The organism is Streptomyces sp. NPDC051109 (assembly GCF_044455885.1).
Lineage (GTDB): Bacteria > Actinomycetota > Actinomycetes > Streptomycetales > Streptomycetaceae > Streptomyces.
The window spans coordinates 133923-154976 of record NZ_JBITFF010000002.1 but is presented as its reverse complement, the minus strand read 5'-3'; the positions used below and the strand labels follow the sequence as shown (position 1 = coordinate 154976).

At 73.5% G+C, this 21054-nt stretch carries 15 protein-coding genes; 9 read left to right on the top strand and 6 right to left on the bottom strand.

Annotated elements, in window-relative coordinates; genetic code table 11:
- Positions 1-2 precede the first annotated feature (2 nt).
- Positions 3-3473, top strand: coding sequence for a HAMP domain-containing protein (locus ACIBAD_RS03640; RefSeq protein ID WP_134068814.1), 3471 nt, complete (start codon positions 3-5; stop codon positions 3471-3473).
- A 91-nt stretch (positions 3474-3564) separates the two neighbouring features.
- Positions 3565-6000, top strand: coding sequence for a SpoIIE family protein phosphatase (locus ACIBAD_RS03635; RefSeq protein ID WP_398904185.1), 2436 nt, complete (start codon positions 3565-3567; stop codon positions 5998-6000).
- Positions 6001-6095: 95 nt separating this feature from the next.
- Here the strand turns inward: ACIBAD_RS03635 and ACIBAD_RS03630 are convergent, their stop codons facing one another.
- Positions 6096-7655, bottom strand: a complete 1560-nt coding sequence (locus ACIBAD_RS03630) for a mucoidy inhibitor MuiA family protein (protein ID WP_398904183.1) — start codon at positions 7653-7655, stop codon at positions 6096-6098.
- Between the two features lie 7 nt (positions 7656-7662).
- Complete coding sequence (locus tag ACIBAD_RS03625; protein WP_398904181.1) at positions 7663-9825, bottom strand: DUF4139 domain-containing protein; 2163 nt, start codon at positions 9823-9825, stop codon at positions 7663-7665.
- Between the two features lie 203 nt (positions 9826-10028).
- On the opposite strand from ACIBAD_RS03625, the gene ACIBAD_RS03620 reads away from it, so the two are divergent.
- The 3 genes from ACIBAD_RS03620 to ACIBAD_RS03610 are packed head-to-tail and all read left to right on the top strand — an operon-like array spanning position 10029 to position 13644.
- On the top strand, positions 10029-11525 hold the full coding sequence (locus ACIBAD_RS03620; RefSeq protein ID WP_398904179.1) for a uracil-xanthine permease family protein: 1497 nt from the start codon (positions 10029-10031) through the stop codon (positions 11523-11525).
- The gene (locus tag ACIBAD_RS03615; RefSeq protein ID WP_398904177.1) at positions 11522-12937 is read left to right on the top strand and encodes an amidohydrolase family protein; all 1416 of its coding nucleotides are present in this window, start codon (positions 11522-11524) and stop codon (positions 12935-12937) included. Before ACIBAD_RS03620 ends, ACIBAD_RS03615 begins: the two co-directional genes overlap by 4 nt.
- On the top strand, positions 12934-13644 hold the full coding sequence (locus ACIBAD_RS03610; RefSeq protein WP_398904175.1) for a sulfite exporter TauE/SafE family protein: 711 nt from the start codon (positions 12934-12936) through the stop codon (positions 13642-13644). Before ACIBAD_RS03615 ends, ACIBAD_RS03610 begins: the two co-directional genes overlap by 4 nt.
- Here ACIBAD_RS03610 and ACIBAD_RS03605 read toward each other — a convergent pair.
- On the bottom strand, positions 13628-14674 hold the full coding sequence (locus tag ACIBAD_RS03605) for a LacI family DNA-binding transcriptional regulator (RefSeq protein ID WP_398904173.1): 1047 nt from the start codon (positions 14672-14674) through the stop codon (positions 13628-13630). The genes ACIBAD_RS03610 and ACIBAD_RS03605 overlap by 17 nt on opposite strands.
- Before the next feature lie 302 nt (positions 14675-14976).
- Between ACIBAD_RS03605 and ACIBAD_RS03600 the strand changes: the two genes are divergently transcribed.
- Positions 14977-15381 carry a DUF6193 family natural product biosynthesis protein gene (locus ACIBAD_RS03600; RefSeq protein ID WP_398904171.1) on the top strand — a complete coding sequence of 135 codons (405 nt, stop codon included), beginning with the start codon at positions 14977-14979 and terminating at the stop codon, positions 15379-15381.
- 212 nt (positions 15382-15593) lie between these two features.
- Here ACIBAD_RS03600 and ACIBAD_RS03595 read toward each other — a convergent pair whose 3' ends face one another.
- A complete protein-coding gene (locus ACIBAD_RS03595; RefSeq protein WP_398904169.1) occupies positions 15594-16121 on the bottom strand; it encodes a hypothetical protein in 528 nt (175 codons plus the stop codon).
- An 84-nt stretch (positions 16122-16205) separates the two neighbouring features.
- Positions 16206-16556, bottom strand: coding sequence for a transposase (locus ACIBAD_RS03590; protein ID WP_398904167.1), 351 nt, complete (start codon positions 16554-16556; stop codon positions 16206-16208).
- A 107-nt stretch (positions 16557-16663) separates the two neighbouring features.
- On the opposite strand from ACIBAD_RS03590, the gene ACIBAD_RS03585 reads away from it, so the two are divergent.
- The gene (locus tag ACIBAD_RS03585) at positions 16664-17500 is read left to right on the top strand and encodes a class I SAM-dependent methyltransferase (RefSeq protein ID WP_398904165.1); all 837 of its coding nucleotides are present in this window, start codon (positions 16664-16666) and stop codon (positions 17498-17500) included.
- 266 nt (positions 17501-17766) lie between these two features.
- Positions 17767-18495, top strand: coding sequence for a hypothetical protein (locus ACIBAD_RS03580; RefSeq protein WP_398904163.1), 729 nt, complete (start codon positions 17767-17769; stop codon positions 18493-18495).
- Positions 18496-18629: 134 nt separating this feature from the next.
- Here the strand turns inward: ACIBAD_RS03580 and ACIBAD_RS03575 are convergent, their stop codons facing one another.
- On the bottom strand, positions 18630-19310 hold the full coding sequence (locus ACIBAD_RS03575) for a TetR/AcrR family transcriptional regulator (protein WP_398904161.1): 681 nt from the start codon (positions 19308-19310) through the stop codon (positions 18630-18632).
- Here ACIBAD_RS03575 and ACIBAD_RS03570 point away from each other — a divergent pair.
- Positions 19309-21000 carry an FAD-binding oxidoreductase gene (locus ACIBAD_RS03570; RefSeq protein ID WP_134068805.1) on the top strand — a complete coding sequence of 564 codons (1692 nt, stop codon included), beginning with the start codon at positions 19309-19311 and terminating at the stop codon, positions 20998-21000. The two genes, ACIBAD_RS03575 and ACIBAD_RS03570, sit on opposite strands and share 2 nt — an antisense overlap.
- Positions 21001-21054 lie beyond the last annotated feature (54 nt).

Genomic DNA, 21054 nt, shown 5'->3' with positions numbered 1-21054 from the left:
GGATGTCTGAGCGGACGAGCCCGGAGTCACTGAGCGGTTCGCCGGGGCCCCGGGGCGGGGACGGGATCGGCGAAGCGGAACTGCGCCGGCTGCTGGCCGGCCTGACGGCCGTACGGGACGGGGATTTCCGTACCCGGCTGCCCGACACGTCGGACGGACTGCTCGGCGAGATCGCCACGGTCTTCAACGGGATGGCCGACCAGCTGTCGCTGGTCACGTCGGAAGTGACGCGGGTGGCCCGCGAGGTGGGCACCGAGGGGACGCTGGGCGGCCAGGCCGACGTACCGGGTGTCGGCGGTGCCTGGTTGGACCTCACGGATTCGGTCAACTTCATGGCCGGAAACCTCACCGACCAGGTGCGCTCCATCGCCCAGGTCGCGACCGCCGTGGCCAAGGGCGACCTCTCCCAGAAGATCACCGTCACCGCGCGCGGGGAGATCCTGGAGCTGAAGGAGACCATCAACACGATGGTCGACCAGCTCTCCGCCTTCGCCGGGGAGGTCACACGGGTGGCCCGCGAGGTGGGCACCGAGGGCCGGCTCGGCGGCCAGGCCGACGTCAAGGGCGTCTCCGGTACGTGGAAGGACCTCACGGAATCGGTCAACGTCATGGCCGACAACCTGACCGCACAGGTCCGTTCGATCGCCCAGGTCACCACCGCGGTGGCCCAGGGCGACCTGACGCAGAAGATCCGGGTGGACGCGCGCGGGGAGATCCTGGAGCTGAAGGAGACCATCAACACGATGGTCGACCAGCTCTCCGCCTTCGCCGCCGAGGTCACGCGCGTGGCCCGCGAGGTGGGCAGCGAGGGCCGGCTCGGCGGCCAGGCCGAGGTGGAGGGCGTCTCCGGCACCTGGAAGCGACTGACGCAGAACGTCAACGGCTTGGCCGGGAACCTCACCCGCCAGGTGCGGGCCATCGCCGAGGTCGCCAGCGCGGTCGCCGAGGGCGACCTGACCCGCTCGATCACGGTCGACGCCTCGGGCGAGGTCGCCGAGCTCAAGGACAACATCAACTCGATGGTCGGTTCGCTGCGGGAGACCACCCGGGCCAACCAGGAACAGGACTGGCTCAAGTCCAACCTGGCCCGGATCTCGGGCCTGATGCAGGGCCACCGGGACCTTTCCGTCGTCGCCGCACTCGTCATGGACGAGCTGACACCCCTGGTCGCCGCCCAGTACGGCGCCTTCTACCTCGCCGAGGACCGCCCCGGCGGCACCGTGCTGACCCTGGTCGGTTCGTACGGCCGCCCCGCCGGCACCGGTGGGGCCACCGGCTTCGCCCTCGGCGAGTCCCTCGTCGGACAGGCCGCGCGCAGTCAGCGGATCATCGCCACGGACGAGGTCCCCGGCGACTACGTCATTTCCTCGGGGCTGGGGCGCGCCACCCCGGGCAGCCTGATCATCCTGCCGATCGCGGCGGACGAGCAGGTACTCGGAGTGATCGAGCTCGCCTCCTTCACCGCCTTCACCCCCGTACACCGGGACTTCCTCAGCCAGTTGATGGAGACCATCGGCGTCAACGTCAACACGATCGTCGCCAACGCCCGTACCGACGAGCTCCTCGGGGAGTCCCAGCGGCTGACCCGCGAACTCCAGGCGCGTTCGGCGGAACTACAGGTCCAGCAGGAGGAACTCCAGCGCTCCAACGCCGAGCTGGAGGAGAAGGCGGCCCTCCTCGCCAGCCAGAACCGCGACATCGAGGCCAAGAACCTGGAGATCGAACAGGCGCGGCAGGAACTGGAGGACCGGGCCCAGCAGTTGTCGCTCGCCTCCAAGTACAAGTCCGAGTTCCTCGCCAACATGAGCCACGAGCTGCGCACACCGCTCAACAGCCTCCTCATCCTCGCCCAGCTGCTCGCCCAGAACCCCACCCGCAACCTCAGCCCGAAGCAGGTCGAGTACGCGGGCGTCATCCACTCGGCGGGATCCGACCTGCTCCAGCTGATCAACGACATCCTCGACCTGTCGAAGGTCGAGGCGGGGAAGATGGACGTCAACCCCGAGCCGGTTTCCCTGCCGCAGCTGCTGGAATACGTCGACGCCACCTTCCGGCCCATGACCACGCAGAAGAGCCTCGACTTCACCGTCACCACCGCCCCCGACGCCCCGGACGTCCTGCACACCGACGACTCGCGGCTGCGCCAGGTGCTGCGCAACCTGCTGTCCAACGCCGTCAAGTTCACCGAGCGCGGCGGCGTCGAGCTCCGGATCGAACAGGCGACCGTGCCCGAGGTGCCCGCCGGGCTGCGCGGCCGCGGACCCGTGGTGGCCTTCCGGGTGCGCGACACCGGCATCGGCATCCCCGAGCAGCAGCTGGCGTCCGTCTTCGGCGCCTTCCAGCAGGCCGACGGCACGACCAGCCGCAAGTACGGCGGCACCGGCCTCGGCCTCTCCATCAGCCGCGAGATCGCCCAGCTCCTCGGCGGCGCCGTCACCGCGGAGAGCGCACCGGGACAGGGCAGCACCTTCACCCTCTACCTGCCGGTCAGTGGCGCGGAGTACGAGAAGGACTCCCTCCCCGACGTTCCGGCACCCGCCCCGCACGGCGGCGCCGCAGGGTCCGCGGAACCGGGCCAGGCGGGCACACCGGTCCTGCCCCAGCAGCGGCAGGCCCGCCGCCTGCTGGTGATCGAAGAACGCCAGGGCGGCCTGCTCTCCCTCGTCGCCGAGAGCGCCGACCGGGACTTCGCCCCCCGCCACCGGCCGGCCGGGGACCTCGGAGGCATCCAGGTCGTCGGCGTCACGAGCTCACGGGAAGCCGCCGCCGCCCTCGCATCGGCTTCCTTCCACTGCGTCGTCCTCGAACTCGACCTGCCCGACGGCGAGGCCCTGCGCTTCCTCGACGCCCTCGACGGCGACCCGGCGCTGTCCTCCCTCCCGGTCCTCGCGCACAACAACCCCCGTCTGAACACGGGCCAGGAGACGGCGCTGCGGGAGCGGGCGGCGTCGCGCCGCCTGGAACTGCTGTCCAGTCTGGACGAGCTCCGCGAACGCATCGTGCTGCACCTGTCCGCGGACCAGCCGGGGGACGTACTGCCCTTCGTCCCATCGGGGGCGGAGGGGGCGCAGACCCCGGCCCACGTGCTCGACGACGGCCTGGCCGGACGCACCGTCCTCGTCGTCGACGACGACGCGCGCAACCTGTACGCCCTCAGCGGCGTGCTCGAACTGCACGGCATCCGCGTGCTCCACGCGGAGGACGGGCGCAAGGGCATCGAGACGCTCACCCGCAACGAGGACGTCGACCTCATCCTGATGGACGTGATGATGCCCGAACTGGACGGGTACGCGGCGACCGCCGAGATCCGGCGGATGCCGGCCCACGCCGGCCTCCCCATCATCGCGGTCACCGCCAAGGCCATGCCCGGCGACCGGGAGAAGAGCCTCGCCGCGGGGGCCAGCGACTACGTGACCAAGCCCGTCGACGCCGACGACCTCATCGCCCGCGTCCGGCACTGGCTCACGAGATGACCGACGCCCCGCAGACCCCCTCCGCCAGCACAGCCGTCCGCCGGCCCGGCCGACACGACCGGGACCGTCCCAGCAAGGAGCCGGAAGCACCGTGAGCACCCCCGACACACAGCGGCACGGCGATGCGCGGGCACCGGGAGCGGAAGCGGTAACGGTCACCGAGGAGCCTTGCCTCGCGACGATCCCGCACCAGGCCCCGACCCCCTTCGGACGCCTCGTCGCCACCGTCGAACGCCTGCGCGGCGAGGTACAGGCGGCGCACGCGGCCGCGGACGGCCGGGCCCTGGTCGAACTGGCCAAGGGCATCCTGATCGGACAGCTGAGCTGCACCCCCGCCGCAGCGGCACGCCAGCTGGACGAACTGTCCCGCGAGACCGGGCTGTCCCCGCTCGACCTCGCCGCCGACATCGTCAACCAGGCCGCCCGCGACCACGTCAGCGAGGTCGCCGCCGAGTTCGTCGAGCGGACCGGCACCCTCGGCACGGCCAAGCCGGCCACCAGGGTGGCGGTCCGGCTGCGCACCGCCGAGAGCGGGGTGCTGGCCGCCGCCGACGACACCCAGGCAGTCGCCGAATCCCTCCTGACGAACGCCCTCAAACCCCTGGGTGCGATCGCCGTCGCCGTGTGGACCGCGGCGCCCGACGGCTCCCTTGCCCTCGCCGGGTACGCAGGATTCCCGCCCGGGGAAGCCGCACGCTGGCGCCACGTCCCCCCGGGCGTCTCCACCGTCGCCCGCCTCGCCCTGCACGAGCGCCGACTGGTCACCCTCGCCCGCCTGCAACGCGAAGGGCTGCCCTCGATCGCGCACCTGCACTGGCCCGACGGCGGACGGATGGCCGTCCCGGCCGGGACGGGCGGCCGTATCCACGGCGTCCTCGAAATCTGCTGGCCGCAACCCCTGGCGCCGCAGCCCCCGCAGATCGAGCGCCAGGTCGAGGCCCTCGCCGAACTCTGCGCCCGCACCATGGACACCTCGGCCCAGGGCGATCCCGCATTCCCCGAAGCGGTACTCCCGGACGTCTCGGAGCTGACCGACCTCGCCGAGGGACTGCACGACCCCGCCGTCATCCTCACCCCCGTGCTCGATCCGGAGGGCCGGCTGACCGACTTCCGCATCCGCCACGCCAGCAGCCGCTTCGTGGACCCCGCCGGACGGCAGCGCGCCGACGTGAACGGCGCCCTGCTGCTGGAGGCCTACCCGATGGCCGCCGGCGAGAACGGGCTGTTCGACATCATCGAGCGCGTGCACGCGACCGGCGAACCCTTCAGGGCCGAACGCATGAGCCTGACCGCGCTGGTCGACCAGATCCCGCTGACCTCGGTCGCGGACATCAGCGTCAGCCGGCACGGCGCGGCCGTCCTGCTCATCTGGCGGATCGAGGACGAGACGGCACGGCTGGCCGACCTCCTGCAGCACGCCCAGCGCCTGGGCCGGATCGGCGGCTTCGAGGAGAACCTCGTCACCGGCGGGATCACCTGGAACGCCCAGCTGTACGCGCTGCACGGACTGCCGCCCGGCGCCCCGCCCGTACCGCTGCGGGAACTGCCCGGCTACACCCACCCCGACGACTCCGCCGCCCTGGGCCGCTTCCTGCGGGCCGTGCTGAGCTACCGCCGCCCCGCATCCGTCGATCTCCGCCTGCAGAGGTCCGACGGGATCACCCGCCACATCCGCGTCGTCGCCGAGCCCGTCCTCGACGCCGACCGGCGCCTGCACGCCGTCCGCGGCGCCTACCAGGACATCTCGGCCCAGCACTGGACCGAAGTCGCCCTGGCCGCGACCCGGGACCAACTCGCCCACACCGCGGCCGAGTCCGCCGAACGCAACCGCCTCACCCTTCAGCTCCAGCACGCCATCATGCCGCCCACCCCGCAGGCCGTCGAAGCCCCGGGCCTGCGCGTGGCCGTCCGCTACCGGCCCGCGGAGTCCGAGTCGCTCGTCGGCGGCGACTGGTACGACACCGTGGTCCTGCCCTCCGGGCTGATCATGCTCTCCGTGGGAGACGTCGCCGGACACGGCATCGAGGCCGCCACCGGCATGGTCGTCCTGCGCAACGCCCTGCGGGGCCTCGCCGTGACCGGCGCGGGCCCCGCCCAGCTGCTGTCCTGGCTCAACACCGTGACCCACCACCTGGCGAAGCACGTGACGGCCACCGCCGTCTGCGGCCTCTTCGACCCCCGTACCCGGGTGATGCGCTGGGCACGCGCCGGGCACCTGCCGCCCGTGCTCGTCCGGGGCGGCGAGCCCCGAGCCTTCCCGCTCATCGAGGGCCTGCTCCTCGGAGCCCTACCGGACGTCACCTACATCGAACGGGAGGTCCAGCTGGAACCGGACGACACCCTGCTGATGTTCACGGACGGGCTGGTGGAGCGGCGGGACTCCTCGGTGGAGGACTCCCTGGGCCACCTCGTGCGCGCGGCGGCCTCCGGGGTCGGCGACCTGGACGACCAGTTGGACCGCCTCCTCGCCGAGAGCCGCTCCGACACGGACGACGACACCTGCGTCATCGGAATCCAGGTCGGCTGACACCGCCGGCGAGACCGCCGGCGGACGCCGCCGCGCCGAGGACGGCGGCCACCGCTCCGCCGGGGGCGGGCGCCGGCCTCGTCCGGGGCGCTGCGTCAGATCCCCGCGACCTTGGCGCTCGCCGACAGCTCGTAGACCAGGGTGACCGTGCGGCGGCCGCCGGGCGGGAGCGCGACGTCCCAGCGCGCGATGCCCTCGGCGTCGACCTCGGCGGGCGCGGGGGAGCACGCCTCCTTGCGCAGGCGCACCTCCACCGCCGAGACCTCCGAGACCGGGATCCGCTCCCGTACGACGACCACCCGTTCGCCCTGCTCCGCCGGCGCGGAGAACCGGGACAGGTGCAGGCGGACCGTGCGGGTGACCACCGTCCGCTGGGTGATTCCGGCGGTGGCGCGCGACTCCTCGGCTTCCCGGACCACGCTGTGGTCGTCGCAGCTGCCGAAGGCCAGTACGACCGGGGCACCGGGAGCGGTGAAGTCCAGGGTGCCGCGGCCGCTGAACCCGCCGGTGCGGACCAGGTCCACGGGACCGGCGAGCAGCGCGTGCCCGGACCCGTTGCCGAACCGCACCGCCTGGGTGACCAGCGGGGACAGCTCGGGCGAGCAGGCGTACTCGCTGCTCGCGGGCGCGGTGAACGCGGACAGCGGCACCCGGTGGGCGCGCCCGTCGCCCGGTACGGAGACCGGTGCGGGCGAGCCCAGCACCCGTGCCTCGCCGCCGTCGTCCACCCCCGGCAGGCCGAGCACCGGGGCCGGGCCGATGTCCCCGATCGCCTCCTCGCGCAACTCGACGTCGACCGAGCGGCGTTCGGCGGCGGTGCGGTCACCCAGCGTCAGCCGGTCCTCGCCGAGCCTCGGCGGGTCGGTGGCCATCGCCGACCGGGCCGTCGACAGCGTCAGCCGTACGTCGGACCAGTCCTCGCCGGTGCGCTGCCAGACCACCGCATCGCTCTCCAGTGTCAGACGGTCGCCGTCGAGCACGGCCCGGTAGGCGGGCCGCCACAGCGCGCACGGGGTGAGGTGGCTCAGGCGCAGCCGGACGGGCCCGGCGGCCGAGGCGTCCACGGTCAGGTCGACATGGCCGACCAGCTCGGCGGGTTCCGTCTCGGAGCGGGCCATGGCCCGCCGCAGCTCACCCAGTTCGGTGTCGAGCGAGGCCAACCGGGACTCGGCGGCGCGGAGTCGTTCTCCGAACTCCTCGCGCTCACCGTCCACCCGGTCCAGGTCGCGGGCCCAGCGTGGCCCGTCGCCCTCTCCTGAGCCGGCGCCTTCACCGATGTCCCGCAGCAGATCGGCGGCGAGGCGGCCGAGCACGTCGAGGCGGGCGGACAGCCGGTCGCGCCGATGCTCCAGGGCGTGCCGCTCGCCTTCCAGTTCGTGCACGCGGCGGCGCAGGGCGGAGTCGTCGGCGGACGCCACCGGTCTGCTGGGCGTCCAGGTGCGGACCATCCGTACGTCGAGGACGGTTGCCGGGTGCTCGGCGGCCAGCTCGGCATGGAGGGTACGGTCGACGGCCAGCGCACTGACCGGACCGAGACGCAGCCGCTGGACTCCGGCGCCGAGTTCGAGCACGGCGGTGCGCTCGATGTGGGCCCGGTCCTCCAGGCAGGTGACGGCGGTGACGGGGAGGGCGATCGGCTTGGGGGCCGTGGACATGGCTGTGTCAGCTCCTGCGGTTGCCGCCGACCAGGCCCTTGCCGGCCGGGATGCGGATCTCGTAGCCGCCGTCGAGGGCGGTGGTGGCGCCGGCGGGCAGGTCCACCCGCCAGATGCGGGTTCCCGGTGCGTGGTGCTCGGGCCCCGCGCCCTCCTCGGGCGCCGTCCAGTCGGCCCGTTCCTCGATCCGGACGTCCGGTTCGGTGGTGACCGGCACGCGCTCGCGGACCTCGACCGTGACGGGCCCGGCGAGCCGGTTGGCGAGCTCCACGTGGACGCCGTGGTCGAGCACGGTGGTGTTGCCCCGCAGGCCCGCGGTCGACTCGTGCAGGTTGGTACGGCGGGTGACCGCGATGCCCTCGGCCGGCCCGAGCCCCACCCGGCGGACACCGCCGGGGGCGAGCGTGGGCAGGGCGGCGGTCAGCAGGAACTCGCCGTCGACGGTGACCTCCACCGGGCCGGCCAGCAGGGCCTGGTCGGTGGCGTTGGAGAGCACCAGCGTCGCGTAGACGGTCTGCTCCACGGACGGCACGCAGAGGTACTCGGTGCGCAGACCGACCGGGATCTCGCCGACGGTGACGGTGTGCCAGGTGCCGTCCGAGGGGATGTCGGCGCGGGCGGCGGCATCGAAGCGGTGGTCGAAGGAGCCCGCCGACTCGCGGGGACGCACGGCATGTCCGGGCAGCGGCAGCGCGGCCACCGCCTCGGCCCGGCGCCGGCGTTCGGCCGCGACCGGGTCGGAGGGGGCGTCCGGGAACAGCCGCCCCCGGCGACCGCCCGGCTCCTCGGGACCGCACAGGACGAGGGCGGCGTAGTCGAGTTCGGCGCCGCTCGGCCGCGGCGGCCCGGTCGGCGGCGCGGGAGGCGGCGGTGGAGGGGCCCCGCCGGGAGCCGCGGGAGCCATCGGGGCGGACGCCATCGCGGCGGGGGCGGGCACGGCGAAGGCCGCCCCGCCGCCGCCCGGCCGTCCGGCGGCCCGTGAGCGGGTCGGCGGCGCGGGGGAGGGCACGGCGGCGCCGAAGGCGGAGGCGCCGTCCGCGGCGCCGGGCACCGGGAAGGCGGCGGGCGGCGCGCCGTAACCCTGCGGGGCCGGCGGCGGTGCCGACAGCGGTACGGGGACGGGTGGCGGCGGTGGCGGTGGCGGAACGGGACCGGCCGGCGCGGATCCGGCTCCGACGGCAGGACGTGCACCGGCCGCGGGTACGGAAGCCGGGGCCGGACGGGGGCCGGCCGCCTCGAATCCGGCGAACAGGTCCGCCAGCCCCGCCGGCGGCTCGCGCCAGCCGGACGGTGCGGGGGCGGGCTGACGGCGCCCGATCCGGAGCGAGCGCAGCTTCGGCAGGTCGGTGCGGCGCCGGAGGTCGGCGGTGGCCAGGGCGACGCGTACGCCGGTCCAGTCCTCGCCGGTGCGCTGGGCGACCGAGGCGCGCAGCAGGAGACGGCCGGCGCCCTCGCCCTGGCGGTGGGTGAGACGGTAGGCCGGCACCCAGACGGCGCCGGGCACCGCGTACTCCAGCTCCAGCTCCAGCTCCAGCTCGGGTTCCCGCTCCGGCTGCTCCGCGTCGGTGGTGCCGTCGAGGGTCAGCACCGCGCAGACCGTGGTCTCCACGTGCGCCGACGGCGCGTCGGTGGAAGCGCGGTCGAGCCTGTCCACGGCGACGGAGAGCTCGTGCTCGACGAGGCGCCGGGCCTCCTCCAGTTCGACGAGACGTGTGTGCAGGCGTGTCAGCCGGGCGTCGACGAACTCCGCGAGCTCCAGCCACGCGTCGACCGGAGTGCGGCGGTGCGGGTCCCCGCGCCTGCGCTCCGGCGGCACCGGGTGCAGGCCCCTGACCTCCTCGATCAGGCGCAGTTGGCGCTCCCGGCGGCCCTGGGCCGCCGCACACTCCTCGCGCAACCGCACGAGCTCGCGCCGCAACGCGTCGGGGGTGCCGGCGCCGAGGGGTTGGGCCCCGACCTCCACTCGGGCCTCGGTGACGCGCACGCCGGGGGCGTTCAGGACGCGGGCCCGCAGGGATCCCGGGTCCAGCGAGCGGGGCAGGCCCGTCACGCGCAGCCGGGCGTCGGGCGGCATGCTGCCGCGGACCAGGCGGCGGCAGACCGCCCCCTGCGCGTACACCACGACCGAGTCGAGGGTCGAACCCCAGGTCCGTGCCGTCTTGTTCGTCATGTGCTCCGCCCCGCCCCCGTCGCGCCCTTGCTCGGCGAAGCCTACGCCCCAGCGCCGCGCGTCGGTTGCCGGAACCCTTGACGGCCGTCCGGGACCCTCACATACTGACGGCCAAATCGATTTGGCCAAATCGATTTGGCTCCCCGTCCAGGGCCGGATCGCGGCTGAACTCAAGCGTGTCGAACGCCGATCGGAGCTCGAACGTGTCAAGTCCCCGCCACACCACCCCCGGTGCCCACCGGTCCCCGGGGCCGCAGCCCGCCGGCCCCCACACCGCCGCACCCGATGCCACCCGCATCCGCCCCGACGGCGTCCACCCTGACGTCGTCCACCCCGACGTCGTCCGCCCCGACGGCGTCCGCCCTGACGGTGTCCACCCCGTCGACGAGTCCCGCCCCCTCGGCCGGATCCTCCTCTTCGGCATCCAGCACGTCCTCGTCATGGCGGCCACACCGATCTCGGCGATCTTCCTGATGAGCGCCACCCTCCGCCTCGACCCGCACCTGACCGTCAACCTGCTCTCCGCGGCCTTCGTGCTCTCAGGCGTCGGCTCCCTCATCCAGTCGCTGGGGCCCTGGAAGTTCGGTCCACGGCTCCCGTTCGTGATGCTCCCGGGCGGCGCGCCCCTCGTCCTCTTCCTCGCCATCGCCGAGCAGCACGGCCTGCGCACGGCCACCGGGGCGGTCATCCTCACCGCCCTCTTCTCCTTCGCCGCCCTTCCCCTCTTCTCGCGGCTGCTGGCCTTCTTCCCCACCCTCGTCATCGGAACGATGATCGTCATCGTGGGCGTCAACCTGGTGAAGGTCGGCGCCCTCCTCGTCACCGGCCGTCCCGGGGAGCCGGGATTCGCCGACCCCGCGCACCTCGGGCTCGGCATGGCCACGATCGGGTTCACCGTCGTCTTCTACCTGGTGTCCACCGGCATCGTGCGCCAGCTCGCCGTCATGCTGGGCCTGGTCGCCGGCACCGCGCTGGCGGCGGTCCTCGGCGCCGTCGACCTCGGCCGCGCCGCCGGCGGCGGCCTGTTCAACGCCCCTCAGCCGCTGCCGTTCGGCTCACCGCAGTTCGACCTCGTCGCCGCGCTGCCGCTGATGCTCTACAGCCTCGCCGCCATGGCGGAGGCCACCGGTCAGACCGTCGTCAACGCCGAGGCCGTCGGCAGGGAGATCGACCGGCGCACCGCCGTGCCCAAGACCATCAGGGGCGACGCGCTCACCTCCCTCGCCGGCGGATTCCTCGGTCTGCCGCTGATGGTGACGAGCGGCGAGAACATCGGGATCGTCCGCGTCACCGGCGTGCGCAGCCGCTTCGTCACCGCCGCGGCCGGCGGCGTCCTCATCGTCATCGGCTTCCTCGCGCCCGTGACCCGGGCCATCAGCGTCATCCCGTCCGCGGTCATCGGCGGTACCGCCATGGTCGTCTTCGCCGTCATCACGGTGCTCGGCATGCAGATGCTCGGCCGCTCGGACCTCGACCAGCACACCAACACCCTCGTCTGCGCCGTCGCCCTCGCGCTCGGCCTGCTGCCCATCCTCATCCCCGGCGTGTACGCGGGCTTCCCGCCGAACCTCCGCATCCTCCTGGAGAGCGGCGTCGCCGTCGGCGCGTCCGTTGCCGCCCTGCTCCATTTCCTCTTCCATCACATCAGGCCCGGCGTCGTCGCGCGCTTCGCCACGGCCCGTACGGAAAGCGACCGATGAACCAGCTCACCCACGACCGCAGCGATCTCCACGACCTCCGCGGCCTCCTGGAGGGCCCCGGCCCGCTCCTGCTCGTACCCGACGCCGTGCTGCTGCCCGAAGGCCCCGCCGAAGGCACCGCGGTCGTCATCGCCGACGGCACCTTCCGGGCCGTCGGCCCCGCGGAAGAGCTGGGGCGCACCCATCCGGGGCTCGACCCGGTACGGCTGCCCGGCCACCTCCTGATGCCCGGCTTCGTCGATGCCCACCACCACCTCACGCAGAGCTTCGGCTCCGCGCTCGCCTACGGGGAGCCGTCGGAGATATTCCGCCGGGTCTGGGTACCGCTGGAGGGAGCCCTGGACGAGGAGTCGGCGTACACCGCGGCGAAACTGGCGGCGCTCGAAGCGCTGCGCGGCGGTTTCACCACCGTCGCCGACGCCGGCAACCGCACCGGCGTGGACGTCGACGTCGTGGCCTCGGCCACCCGCGACGCCGGCATCCGCTGCGTCCTGGGGCTCGTGTGCGACGACGCCGCGACGGACGACCCCTCCGTACTCGACGGCGCGGCCAAGCACCTGGCCCGGTACGACGGCGATCCGCTCGTCCACGCCTCCCTCGCCGTCTCCGTCCCCGAGGCGGCCACCGACGCCACCCTCAGGGGCACCGCACGGCTCGCCGCGGAAGCCGGGGGCACCGTGCAGATCCACGTCAACGAACACCTGGCCGGCGTCGAACGGTCGCTGGTGCGCCACGGCATGCGCCCGCTGGAGCACCTGCACCACCTCGGCGCGCTCGGCCCGCAGCTGCTCGCCGCACACGCCACCCTGCTCACACCCCGCGAGATGACCCTGCTCGCCGACACGGGTACCGCCGTCAGCTACAACCCCGTCGCCAGCGCCTGGAAGGGCAATGCCGTCGCCCCGGCCACCGCCATGGCCGAGCGCGGCATCCGCTTCGGGCTCGGCACCGACGGCACCCGGGGCGACGGGTTCCGACTCGCCGACGCGGCCGAGTTCGCGCAGCGCATCGCATACGGCCTCGCCACCGGCGACTCCTCGTGCGGCGCCGGGTGGACCTGGCTCGAACACGCCACGCGCGGCGGCGCCGACGCCGTCGGCCTCGGCTCCCGTACCGGCACCGTCGCGGCGGGCCTGGCCGCCGACTTCCTCCTCGTCGACGTCACCAACCCCGAACTCGCGCTGTCCTGGGACCTGCCGTGGGAGCTGGTACGGCGTGGGAACCGCGACCAGATCACCGCCGTGTTCGTCGCGGGCCGCATGCGCCTGTGGCACGGACTGCCCACCGATTGGGACGGTCCCGCACTCGTACGGCGAGCGGCGGAACTGTCCCGCGTCGCCGTCGGACGCGCCCCCATCACGCGGGTCCACCCCACCTCCTCGGCGGCCCGCGAGCGGAGCACCGCACGATGAACCCCGCGACGCTGACGGTGCTCGCCCTCACCGTGGCCCTCGCCGCGTTCGTCCAGGGCAGCAGCGGGCTCGGCTTCGCCCTGATCGTCGCCCCCGTGGCGGGGATCCTCGATCCGGGCCTGCTCCCGGTGTTCGTCCTGGCGTCGATGATCCCGCTGAACCTGTACGTCGCCTGGCGCGAGCGGGCCGCGCTGGATCTGCGGGGCGCCGGCTGGATCACCGTCGCCCGGCTCGCCGCGACGCCCGGCGGGCTGGCACTGCTCTGGCTGATCCCGGACCGCAGCCTCGGCCTGTTCGTGGGCATCGCCACCGTCCTCGCGGCGGTGGTGAGCCTCGCCGCACCGGCGTTCACCCCCGGCCGGGCCGCGTACGTCGGGGCGGGAGCGGTGACGGGGCTGACGGAGACCGCGACGGGCGTGGGCGGACCGCCGCTCGCCCTGGTCTACCAGCACAGGCCGCCCGCGGAGCTGCGCGCCACCGTCGCCGTCTGCTTCCTCATCGGTGAAGCGGCCTCGCTGGTCCTGCTGTTCGCCACCGGGCAGGGCCGTGTCCAGGACCTGGGCCAGGCCGTCCTGCTGCTTCCGGCGATCGCCGCCGGGGCGTGGCTGAGCCGGGTGGTCCACCACCGCCTGGACGCCCGCAGGATGCGCCTGTTCGTCCTGCTGTTCGCCCTGGTCTCCGGCGTGGTCCTCATGCTGGGGGTGTGACCCGCAGCGAGGACGCGCGTACGACCAGCCGGGGCGCGGGCGCCGCCGCCACCGACACGGCGGGCACCGCCCCGCCCCGCAGCCGTCCCAGCAGCAGCTCCACCGCGTCGGCTGCCGCCCGGTCCAGGTGCAGGTCGACGGCGGTGAGCAGCGGGTCACAGGTACGGGCGCGCAGTCCGTCGTACCGGGTGACGACCATGACGTCGTCCGGTACGGTCCGCCCGCTGTCCCGGATCGCCCGGACCGCACCGACCGCGAAGGCGTCCACCAGCGCGCAGACGGCGTCGGTCCCGGGATGTTCGGCGAGCAGGGTCGCACAGCGCTCGTATCCGGCCTGCTCGCCGCCCGCCTCGGGGGCGGTCGCCACGACCGGCGGCCAGCCGTGCTCCGCCGCCATGCGCCCGTAGGCTTCGCGCGCGTCGACGGAGGAGTGCCGTTCGCCGGACCCGATGATCAGGGCGGGCCGCTCGGCGCCCTGCTCCTGCAGGTGGGCGAGGAGCATCTCGGCGACGAGCCCGCCGTGCAGGTCCACGTACGGAGCCTGCTCGTCCGGGGAGACGGGCCTGCCGAGCGCGACGTACGGCAGCCCGCGCTCCCGCAGCCGGGCCGTCGCGGGGTCGTTCACGTCCGGCTCGACGACGATGGCTCCGTCGATGTCGACGGAGTGCAGCCCGGAACCGGACTGGACGGGCGGCACGAGGACGAGGGCGTAGTCGTGCAGCAGGGCGCTCTCCGCCGCGGCGGCGGCGATCTCCATGTAGAACCCGAGCCGGGACGGCCCGCCGGCCACGGCGAAGGGCATCGAGGAGGCGAGCGCGATGGCCTTGGCCTGCCCGTGCCGCAGCCGCTGGGCGCGGAGATTGGGCCGGTACCCGAGCTCGGCGGCAACCTGCTTGATCCGTTCCCGGGTGCGGGGGTCGACCTTGCCGAGCCCGTTGAGGGCGTGCGAGACCGTCGTGCGCGACACCCCGGCGACCCGGGCGACATCGGCGATCGTCGGAGGCTTGGGGCCGGGACCGGACGCGGGCATCTGCGCGGGCTCCTCACGTGTTGCGGACGGGTGACCCCGCCATCCTCGCCGACCCGCACGACGAAAGCGCCTCCCGGGTCGGCCAATGACCGCCCGGCCGCCGCGCCCGCGGCCACGGGGCCGCTCCTCGGCGGGCGGAGCCCGCCGCCGCACCCGTACCGCGCCCAGGAGGTGTCCGCAGAGGGATCTTGCCCGGATCGGGCGCGGAATGCGCGAGAGCCGTGGGCCGTGTCCGCGATCACGTGGTCGGCGCGGCGACGCGAGCGGCCGGCACCGAGACGCGGACCCCGCACAATCGCGGTATGACCGACATCGTTGACTCGGCCTGGCAGGCGATCCTGACCACTCGCGGCGAACCCTCCCGGCCGGAGGGATCACCGCTGCTGAAGCCGTTTGCCGAACTGGTGCGGGTAGCGCATGCCGAACCGCTGCTCCGGCAGCTCTTCCCGTGGACCGGGATGTGGGAGCTGCACTTCAGCAGGTGCACGGAGATCCGCCACACCTGGGACATCCCTTACATCGGCACGCTGAGAGACGGCCGGTACTACGTCGAGGGACCGAGCAGAAGCAGCCCGCGGATCGCCGAGACGGGCAGCGCGCAGGCCGCAGTGGCGATGATCACCGATCGGCTGCCGCCAGGCTGCGGCCCGGCGTTCCTCGGCAATGCGGTGGAACTGGACGCTTGCGAGAAGGCTCGGGACAGCTGACAGGTGCGGCCCGTGGTCTTCGCGGAAGCAGTGATCAGCTCCCCGGGGCGGCTTTTGAAGACGGGTCTTCAAAGAGGCGATGCGGCGCTGCCCGGTGCAGCCGGCCATTCCTCAGTGTGGATCGGTCCGCCTCGCTACGTGCTCCAGGAAGCCATCGACGGCGTGACCGAACTCGTCAATCGCCGTCGCCACATCGTTGGGGGCCACAAGGCTCACGCGCACCAGGACCGCACTCCACTCTCCCCAGTCGTAATCCCAGCCCGACGGTCGGCATGCGCCCGCCCAATCTCCATCGTGGACTTGGCGTAGTGGCTGAACAGCTCCTGGTAGGCGGCCAACTGTTGGTCGCGGAGCCACTGCCGGTCCTGCGCACGCCGCGTGACGATGCCCCCGACCACGACGCCGATGGTGGCGGAGAGAGCCCCGGCCGGATGGCGACCGTAGTGGTGATCAGCGTTCCGCGGCAGCGATATGTGTTTTTGGCAGGGTGTTCCGTGATGGGTCATCAGTTTCAGTTCGAGCCGATGTCGGGCGCCGCCGACGTCCAGTGGATCACCGCCGCCGAGCTGGCGGGCTTCGTCCCGTAGCCGCGCACGAGCCTGCGGTGCAGCGCCGACAACGGCGTTCTCGAAGCCGGCGTCGACCCACGCCTTGGTCGCGGTGGGTGCGCTCGCGGCGACCTTGTCCAGCGGTGCGATGCCGACGGTGTTTTCGTGCACGCTGGCGGCGACCACCACCACGGCGATGACCAGGCCGAGGCCGTCGGTGGCGAGGCCGCGCTCGCGACCAGGGCTCTTCTCGCCGGGGTCCGGTCCGGTGGTGTCCTAGGGTGCGTTCGTCGAGGCCCGTACGCTCTGTGAGTCCAGGACGACGGCGGTGGGGTCCTCGTGCCGTCTGCGCATCTCGCGGACCTGCCGGCGCAGCGGGTCGTGGATGGCCTCGGCGGAGCCGTCGTCGCGCCACAGTGCGAAGTGGTAGTGCACCGCGCTCTTCGGCGGCAGGCCGTGGGGCAGGTAGCGCCACTGGCAGCCGGTGCGGGCCTGGTTGAGGATCGCGTTCACGATCTCCCAGGACACGGTGACCGGCCGGATCAGCTCCCAGGCCTCGTCCGACAGGTCGCTCGGGCGCGCAGGACTCAGACCTGCCGACACCTGCTGGCCGTCAGCAGACCGCACGCGCATCACGCCCCGGGGCGGCCGGGCGGGTCCTCTGTCGCTGCGGGGGCCCACGCGCCACACTGGAGACTCCGGGGCGGAACGCCCCCTCACGAGGAGGTGGTGGGGTGTTGTCGGGCAACCCTGCAGAACAGCCCGCTCCGGTCGTGCGGCCCGAGGTGTGGGAGACGTACGGGCCGGCCGATCTCAGCGCCGTGCCGGTGTTCGCCGGCGGGTTCATCAACTTCGGGTACTGGGAGGCGGTCGATCTCGAACAGCCGCTGTCCCAGGGGGACCGGATCCGCAGCGAGCAGGACCTCTACCGGCACGTCCTCGACGCGGTCCGCCCCGCGGGCGGTCGGGCCGTGGAGATCGGCTGCGGTCTGGGCCTCGGGTGCGCCCTCGCCCTGGAGGAGTACGGGCCCACGGACATGACCGGGGTGGACATCCACCCCCAGCAGCTCCGGCGGGCCCGCGAAGCGAACTCCCGTCTTCTCGGCGCCCGGTCGCCCCGGCTGCGCTTCGTGCTCGGGGCGGCGGAGGGCCTGCCGCTCGGCGATGCCGAGTTCGACTGCCTGTACAGCGTCGAGGCGGCCCAGCACTTCCCGGACCTGGACGCGTTCGCCCGAGAGGCGGCGCGGGTCCTGCGCCCCGGCGGGCGGGTGGCGGTCGCCAGCTTCTTCAGCGTCGAGGGCGCACCCGAGCCGGCGGAACGGCTCGCGGGGCTGCTCGACTCGTTCGCCAGCGGTCTGGACATCGCCCGGCCCGTTTCCCGGCTCGGCGAAGCGCTGGCGGACGCCGGTTTCGTCGACGTACGCGTCGCCTCGATCGGTCCGCAGGTGTGGCCCGGCTGGGACCGCTGGCTCGCGCGCCTCTGGGCGCCGGGCACCTGGCCCCGCAACTTCCTGGCCGCCTGGGAGCAGCAGATCCTGGACTACTACCTGGTCACCGCCACCCGCCCGTAGCGGGCAAGCCTTTCCCCCGGCGTGATCCGAGAGACACGGCCCAGACCCGGGGGAGAGCGCCCCGACCCGACACCGGCTCCTCCGGCGCCACGGCGGCGGAAGTCCTCGCACCAGGACGTGTGTTCGCGGTCCACCGGGTTGACCCGTGCCGTCGCGCAACTGTGACCACAGGCACTTCGTTTGGGCCCGGTACCGCTCAAACTCACACACCTCACAGGTCAGCTGAGTAGAGTCCGCACCCAACACCGTCCATCGAAGGAGCCCACATGTCCGTGCAGGAGATTCCCAACCTCAAGTCCCAGTACGCGGAGAAGGTCGCCGCCGACCTCGACCTGAACACCACCGAGCAGGAACGAATCCGCGAGGAGATCGCCTCCCTCCAGGAGCGCCTGGCCGGTCTGGAGCAGGACCACGCACTCCTCGTCGGGATGCGCGAGGCTCTCGGTGGCGTCGCGACTGCGGTGCCCGCCCCGCGCGCCGGCAAGAAGACCGCGACGACCACCACCGCCGCGACGACCACCGCCGCGAAGAAGGCGACCGCGAAGAAGGCGGCCGGCCGGAAGACGACCGCCGTGAAGGCGGCGGCGAAGGAGCCCGCGAAGGAGTCCGCGAAGGCGAAGGCCGCCGGGCCCGAGGCGAAGGCTGCCGCTCCCCGGGCGAAGGCCGTCGCCTCCAAGGAGAAGGCCGTCGCCTCAAAGGAGAAGCAGGTCCCGCTGACCGAGCTGATCCACCGGCACCTGAGCGGTCAGGCGGAGCCGAAGACGGCCCGCGAGATCGCCCAGGCCCTGAAGAGCGCGCACGCGGACCGCAGTGTCAGCGACAACCTGGTGCGCACGACCACCGAGCGTCTGGTGGCCCGCAGCCTGGCGGAGCGCGTCAAGCAGGGCGCCACCGTCTACTACACGGCCCTCCCGCACCACGGCGAGGCGGCCGCGGCCGACGAGGCGGCGGCCGGGAAGGGGACGGAAACCACTCCCGTGCCGGCCACCGCCTGACCGGCCCGTACCGCCGTCGGCGGTCGCCACCACGTGGTGCTTCCCCGGGCCCGCCGGCTCTGCCTCCGGCCCGGGGGTGCCGAACGGCCGATCGGAGGCCATGCCTTCACCCTCCCGACCCGGGGTCGGGCCTTTCAGACGCTGCGGATCGCCGTCAGGAGGCGGGCGCAGCGTGTGCTCATGTCCTGGGCGGACTGGTCGGGGTGGGCGATCCACCAGCCCATCAGGGCGCTGACGGTGCCCGTCCACACGTGCTTGAGGGCATCGGCGTCGAGGGGGTCCTTGTTGCCGCGGCCGCTCAGCAGTGCCGCGGTGCCCGCCGCGGCGAAACCGTCGACGGCCTCGCGGTGGCGCTGGGCGGCGAGGCGCAGTTCGGAGCCGGGCGGCAAGGTCCTGTCGTAGAGGACGAACCAGGCGTGCCGCCGTTCTTCGAGGGCCGTGAAGAGCCCGGCGAGGACGGCGTGGGGGAGCTGTTCCTCCGCGGCGGCGGCCGGTCCGCCGGACATGGCTCCGTCGATGGCCGCGATGACGCGGGCGGCGATGTGTTCGAGGCAGGCGAGGTAGAGCCCGTCCTTCGAGTCGAAGTAGGCGTAGAGCATCGGCTTCGTCACGCCCACCCGCCGGGCGATCGCGGTCATCGACGCGGAGGCGTGCCCGTGCCGGCCGAACTCCTCCATCGCGGCGGCGAGGATCTGCTCCTCGCGTTCGGCGCGCGGTACGCCCTTCGTCCCCGCCGGTCTGCCCCGGCGCCTGCCGGGCGGTGGCGGGGCGGTCGGTGGTCCGGCCGGTACGGGGCCGGCGCTTGTGGAGTCCATGAGCCGAACTATACGGTGGAGTAAATTACCAAGCGGTAAATTACCGAAAGGTTATATCGCCGTGGCCGAGACCCCGCCCGCCTCCCCTGTCGCCTCCTCCCGACGCCGCCGCTCCTGGTGGGGGTGGGGCGCCGACGACAAGGCCCTGCCCGACGCCGAGTGCGCCGCCCTCGGCGCGCTCGTTCCCGGGGCGGCCGACACGCCGCTGCCGGTACCCGACCTGCGGTCCGTCGATCTGCCCGGGGCCCGGGTCTCCCCGCCGTCCTCCCTCGCCCACCTGATGTCCGACACCCCGCCGGACCGGGCGTCCCACACCTACGGCAAGGCCTACCGGGACGTCGTACGGGCCCTGCGCGGCGAACTCGGGGCTGCTCCGGACCAGGTCGCCTTCCCGCGCTGCGAGCAGGACGTCGTGGACGTCCTGGACTGGGCCGAGAGCGCGGACGTGGTCGTAGTCCCCTACGGGGCGGGCAGTTCGGTGGTCGGGGGAGTGGAGTACCGCGGCGACCGGCGGCGCGGCGTGGTGTCCCTGGACCTCGCCGCCCTCGACCGCGTACTCGACATCGACACCGCGAGCAGGGCGGCACGGATCCAGGCGGGGGTGTTCGGGCCCGACCTGGAAGCCCAGCTGCGGCCGCACGGGCTGACCCTGCGCCACTTTCCGCAGAGCTTCGAGTTCTCCACCCTCGGCGGCTGGCTGGCGACCCGGGCCGGCGGCCACTACGCCACGCTCCTGACCCGCATCGACGACCTGGCCGAGTCCCTGCGGGTGGTCACCCCGGTCGGGGTCAACGAGTCGCTGCGCGTGCCCGGTTCGGGCGCCGGCCCGTCCCCCGACCGGCTGTTCCTGGGGTCGGAGGGCACGCTCGGGGTGATCACCGAGGCCTGGATGCGACTCCAGGACCGACCCCGCCACAAGGCGTCCGCATCGGTCCTGTTCGACGACTTCCAGACTGCGGCCGGCGCGGTCCGCGCCATCGCGCAGTCGGGCCTGCACCCGGCCAACTGCCGGCTGCTCGATCCGGGCGAGGCGGCGCTCGCGGGCGTGGCCGGCGGCGGCCGGAGCGTACTCGTCCTCGGGGTGGAGTCCGCACACTTCCCCGTCGCCGACCGGCTCGCCGAACTGGTCGACCTGGCACGGGACCACGGTGGTTCGCCGGACGTGACCCCGCCCGCGGACGCCGGCCCGGCGGCCGACTCCGCGGCCGGCACGTGGCGCTCCGCGTTCCTGCGCATGCCCTACCTGCGCGATGGGCTCGCACGGATGAGCGTGATCAGCGAAACCTTCGAAACGGCCTGTACCTGGGACCGTGCCGGGGCTCTGTACGAGGCCGTGCACCGGGACCTGGGCGCCGTCGTGCGCAAGGTCACCGGCGCCGAGGGGATGATCAACTGCCGTTACACCCACCTCTACCCCGACGGCCCCGCCCCCTACTTCACCGTCATAGCCCCGGCGAGGCGCGGCTCGGAGGTCGCGATGTGGGACGAGATCAAGGCCGCCGCGATGGACGTGCTCGGCGCACACGGGGCGACCGTCACCCATCACCACGCCGTGGGCCGCGACCACCGGCCCGGATACGACCGGCAGCGCCCAGAGCCGTTCGCCCGGGCGCTGCGGGCCGCGAAACACGCGCTCGACCCGGCAGGGATCCTCAACCCCGGAGTGCTGTTCGACGGGGAGCGGAGCTGAGCGGACGGTTACGCGCGGCGGGCGGGCGGTGTACGCGCGGCGGTCGGCCGGGGC